Consider the following 4,941-nt stretch of genomic DNA (forward strand, 5'->3'; position numbering starts at 1 on the left):
TTCTAACCCTAAAGTTTCCGCGTACGACGCCGAAAATCTGCCTATGGAAAACGAAATCTATCCGCCCGACAACTCGAACGATCCCGACTTTCAACGGGCTCGAGTCTTGAGCTTGAGCGTAGGCGCAATCCGCAAGGCGCAGGGAAAGAAGAGCCCGGGTGATTTCCCGGTCGGCAGTGTCGAATGGCACGTGACGGTAGAAGATTTTGCGAATGATGTGCTAAAGGCAATGCTCGCGGAATCGGATTCGCCCATTCTCGAATTCAGACGCGATAGCGCGAGAAAGTAAAGTCTTCCGGTGTTTATCCAGCGAAGACTAAAAACACCTAAAAAAAAGCGTCGTGGATTAACCACGACGCTTTTTTTTCTCAATTCGGCCGACTCTCATCTGCCCAATAAATCGATAACTTGCAGAATCTCTTCGCGCAACTGATCGACATCCACGGCAGTAGTCACCTGCGGCGTACCGCCGCTCTCCAGCGTGTCCTCTGTATCATCTGAGGCGCCATTCGGACGCCCGTGTGAATCAAGGCGATTGCGCGCGCCGTTGATCGTAAATCCTTGCTCGTATAGCAATTCGCGAATGCGACGAATCAGCAAAACTTCGTGATGCTGATAATAGCGACGATTACCCCGCCGCTTGACTGGCCTAAGTTGCGTGAACTCCTGTTCCCAGTAGCGCAGCACGTGCGGCTTGACGCCGCACAGCTCACTGACTTCACCAATCGTGAAGTAGCGCTTGGCCGGAATTGGAGGCAAGACGACTTTTTCCATCGTCAATCAACCATCGTGGTGAATGTCGTTGATTATCGCTAAAAGGTGAACGGACAGCGCTAGGCGGATGCCCGTCACGTCCGTCACTCCCTAGCGGCCGAAACTGGTTTCGGCACCGGCTTCCACCAGCGCTTTCAATTTCTGACTCGCATGAAACGTCACAACACGGCGCGCCGCAATAGGAATGGCCTCTCCCGTCTTAGGATTACGACCAGGACGCTGCGGCTTGTCGCGCAGTTGAAAGTTGCCGAAGCCGGACAGCTTCACGCTATCGCCAGTTTCAAGTGCGTCGCGAATCACTTCGAAAAATGCTTCAACCATGTCTTTCGCTTCACGCTTATTCAGCCCGACGTGGTCGAACAACATCTCGGCCAATTCGGCTTTTGTGAGCGTGGGCGTTTCCACAGCCGCCGCACTATTGGAAGTAGGAACGTCTCTGATCATGGCGCTGCGTTGCGCCGAAAGAAGGGCTTCGAAATCACTCGAGTTCATTTGGTTCATATCGAAAAAATGGCGTGACGATGAAGACGGAGGGGGCCAACTGCGGGCTACCCGCGCAACCGCGCGCCATGCACTCGAGCTAAGCGTTCCACCAGCATTTTGATGGCCGTTTCGACCGTTTCGTCCTGAAGCGTCCCGCCAGTATCTTGCAACGTTACACGGAAGGCAAGGCTTTTCTCATGCGCACCCAATCCACCGGAAGTGCTTGATTTTGGACGAAATTCGTCGAATAAAACGACCCGCGCGACATGCTTGCAGGCCGGCTCCGAACGGGCACTTTCGAGGGTGTCAAGGACCGATTGAACGGCCACATTCTGATCCACGACAACCGCGATATCGCGGCGAACGGGAGGGAATTTCGACACCTCTGAAGGCACCGGTAGCGCGCGTTGAATCAGCGCGTCAGCTTCGATTTCGAACAACACCGGCGCGAGCGGCAAATCGTATTTCTGCAACCAGCGCGGATGCAGGTCGCCGATCCAGCCCACCGCGCGGCCATCGATTTCAATGCGCGCGCTGCGTCCCGGATGCAGCGCAGGATGCTCAGCCTTGACGAATCGCGGCACGACAGGCGCGAATAGCGCTTCCACGTCGCTTTTCACATCGAAGAAATCGACGTTGCGCGACACCGCGCCCCACTGCTCGTCGAGCACCGGACCGTACGCGAGAGCGCCGATCATCTTCGGTTGAGCGAAGCCTTCGATAGCCAGCTCAGCCGCCTTGATCGCCGGGTCGTGCAGGAACACGCGGCCGGATTCGAACACGCGAATCCGGTCCGCGCGCCGGTTCAGGTTGTGACGCAGCACGCTGATCAGACTGCCGAACAAGGTCGTGCGCATCACCGAAAGCTGGCTCGCAATCGGGTTCAGCAGCTTCACCGGGTTGTCGTTGCCGGCGAAATCGGCTTCCCATTCGGCGTCGACGAAACTGAAGTTAACCGTCTCGGCGTAGTCACGCGCCGCGACTTCATGGCGGATGACGTGAATCGAACGCCTGGTTTCGTGGGTCGGCCGCATCTCGCTGGTCGCGACCGGTGGCCGCGCCGGGATCCTTTCGAAACCATAGATACGCGCGACCTCTTCGATCAGATCCTCTTCGATTTCAATATCGAAACGATAAGGCGGCGGCTTGACCGCGAACGTGTCGCCGTCGTGCGTGAATTCGAGACCGAGCCGCGTGAAAATCTGCGCAATCTCGTCTGCGCCAATCGCCACGCCAATAATGCGGTTCGCACGCGACACGCGCATGGTTACCGGTTCCCGCGTTGGCACATTCAGCGTCTGGTCGTCGATCGGGCCGGCGTTGCCGCCGCAGATATCGAGGATCAGACGTGAAATGCGCTCGAGGTGTTCGACGGTCGTCGAATAATCGACGCCGCGTTCAAAGCGGTGCGCCGCGTCAGTAGAAAAGTTGTACTTGCGCGCGCGGCCGCGAATGCTGTCGGGCCACCAGAACGCCGCTTCCAGATAGATATTCGTGGTGTCGAGCGAGACGGCCGTGCTGTCGCCGCCCATGATGCCGGCGAGGCTTTCGACGTGTTGCGCATCGGCAATCACGCCGACGTCTTCATCGAGCTCGACCGTGTTGCCGTTCAGCAGCTTGAGCGACTCGCCCTTCTTGCCCCAGCGCACTTCGATGCCACCATGGATCTTGTCCAGATCGAACACGTGTGACGGACGGCCGAGTTCCAGCATCACGTAATTTGAGATGTCGACGAGCGCTGAAATGCTGCGCTGCCCGGAACGCTCAAGGCGCTCGATCATCCATTGTGGCGCTTTTGCGTGCGCGTTCACGCCGCGAATCACACGCCCGGAGAAACGTCCGCACAATTCGGGCGCCATCACCTTGACGGGCAGGATTTCATCGAGCGTAACGGCAACCGGCGGCATATCCACCGCCGTCAACGGCGCCCCGGTAATGGCGGCGGTTTCCCGCGCGACGCCGAATACCGATAGACAATCGGCCTTGTTCGGCGTCAGCTTGATTTCGAAAACGGTGTCGTCGAGGTTGAGCGTTGTGCGGATGTCCTGGCCGATCGGGGTGTCGGCGGGAAGGATCATCAAGCCGCTGTGATCCTCGGACAACTTCAACTCTCGCGCCGAACACAGCATGCCCTGGCTTTCCACGCCGCGCAAACTAGACAACTTGATCGCGAACGGCGCTCCACCCGCTTCGGCGGGAGGCAATTGCGCGCCGACCAGCGCGACCGGCACCTTGATGCCCGGCGACACATTCGGCGCGCCGCACACAATGTTGAGCACCGCGCCGGTTCCGGCGTCGACCTGACAGACGTTGAGCTTGTCGGCATTCGGATGCTTCGCGACTTCGAGCACCTGCCCAACAACGATCTTGGTGGTCGGCGGCGCGACGGGCGCGAGGCTTTCCACTTCAAGACCCGCCATTGTCAGCGCGTGCGAGAGTTCATCGGTCGAGAGCTTGGGATCGACGAAAGTTCTGAGCCAGGATTCCGGGAATTGCATGTGTGTCTAGGTTCGAAAGAAGTTGTGTCTGCGTCCGGACGCTTGGGCGCCGGACATCCGAATGGCTAGGCCTTTTCAGGCAAATTGCCGCAGGAATCGCAGATCGTTTTCGAAGAAAAGCCGCAGGTCCTGCACGCCGTAACGCAGCATGGTCAGGCGTTCCAGCCCGCTACCGAACGCGAAGCCGATATACCGCTCCGGGTCGAGTCCCATGTTGCGGATCACGTTCGGATGAACCTGTCCCGAGCCCGAAATCTCGAGCCATTTGCCCGCGTTCTTGCCGTGCTCGAACATCATGTCGATTTCGGCTGACGGTTCCGTGAACGGAAAATACGACGGCCGGAAGCGCACGAGGATGTCGTCGCGTTCGAAGAATTTCTTGAGGAAGTCGGAGTACACGCCCTTCAGGTCGGCAAAGCTGATGTTCTCGTCGATCCACAAGCCCTCGACCTGATTGAACATCGGCGAATGCGTCGCGTCGCTATCCACCCGATACGTGCGTCCAGGAACGATCACCTTGATAGGCGGCTTGTTCATACGCGCGTAGCGCACCTGCATCGGGCTGGTATGCGTGCGCAGCAAGAGTTGCCGGCCATCTGCATCTTTCCCGTCGATATAAAACGTATCCTGCATCGAGCGCGCCGGATGATTCTCAGGGCTGTTCAACGCCGTAAAGTTGTACCAGTCTGTCTCGATCTCGGGGCCATCGGCCACGTCGAAACCGATCGTGCTGAATATCTGTTCCACGCGTTCCCACGTGCGCATCACTGGATGCAGGCTGCCGGCGCCAAGACCGCGGCCGGGCAACGTCACGTCGATCGCTTCCGACGCCAGCCGCTGGTTCAGCAACACGTCCGCCAGCGCCTGACGGCGCGCGTTCAGTGCGGCTTCCACCTGCTGCTTGGCTACGTTAATGCGCGCGCCTTCGGTCTTGCGAGCCTCCGGATCGAGCTTGCCCATGCCTTTCAGCAATTCCGTCAGGGCCCCGGATTTTCCGAGGAAGCGCGCCTTCTCGTTCTCGAGCGTGGCGACATCGGCGGCTTGTTCGAACGCATTTCGCGCGTCGGCGACAATCTGGTCCAGATCCATTGATCCCATCTTTTCAGCGTCAAAGTTCGTTTGATCGACCCGGGCAATTCCTTCCCGAATCGCTAGCGATTCATTTCACCAACAAAAACGGGGCTCG

Annotated in this window: 5 protein-coding genes; 1 reads left to right on the forward strand and 4 read right to left on the reverse strand. The window is 58.4% G+C overall.

Features of this window, described 5'->3' with window-relative positions; all coding sequences use genetic code 11:
- Positions 1-289, forward strand: a 289-nt coding sequence (locus WCA53_RS29340; protein WP_423919441.1) for a hypothetical protein, incomplete at its 5' end; no start/stop codon positions are given.
- Between the two features lie 95 nt (positions 290-384).
- Here the strand turns inward: WCA53_RS29340 and WCA53_RS29345 are convergent.
- The 4 genes from WCA53_RS29345 to pheS all read right to left on the reverse strand — a co-directional run bounded on the left by WCA53_RS29345 (position 385) and on the right by pheS (position 4,844).
- Positions 385-774, reverse strand: a complete 390-nt coding sequence (locus tag WCA53_RS29345) for a MerR family transcriptional regulator (protein WP_423919444.1) — start codon at positions 772-774, stop codon at positions 385-387.
- 90 nt (positions 775-864) lie between these two features.
- Positions 865-1,275: an integration host factor subunit alpha gene (locus WCA53_RS29350; RefSeq protein WP_423919449.1), complete on the reverse strand. Its 411-nt coding sequence runs from the start codon at positions 1,273-1,275 to the stop codon at positions 865-867.
- Positions 1,276-1,322: 47 nt separating this feature from the next.
- Entirely contained in the window at positions 1,323-3,755 is a 2,433-nt protein-coding gene (pheT, locus tag WCA53_RS29355; RefSeq protein WP_423919454.1) for a phenylalanine--tRNA ligase subunit beta, read from the reverse strand.
- A gap of 75 nt (positions 3,756-3,830) precedes the next feature.
- A complete protein-coding gene (gene pheS, locus WCA53_RS29360) occupies positions 3,831-4,844 on the reverse strand; it encodes a phenylalanine--tRNA ligase subunit alpha (protein WP_423919457.1) in 1,014 nt (337 codons plus the stop codon).
- Between the last annotated feature and the right edge of the window lie 97 nt (positions 4,845-4,941).

The sequence above is a fragment of the Caballeronia sp. genome, assembly GCF_049581465.1.
Taxonomy (GTDB): domain Bacteria; phylum Pseudomonadota; class Gammaproteobacteria; order Burkholderiales; family Burkholderiaceae; genus Caballeronia.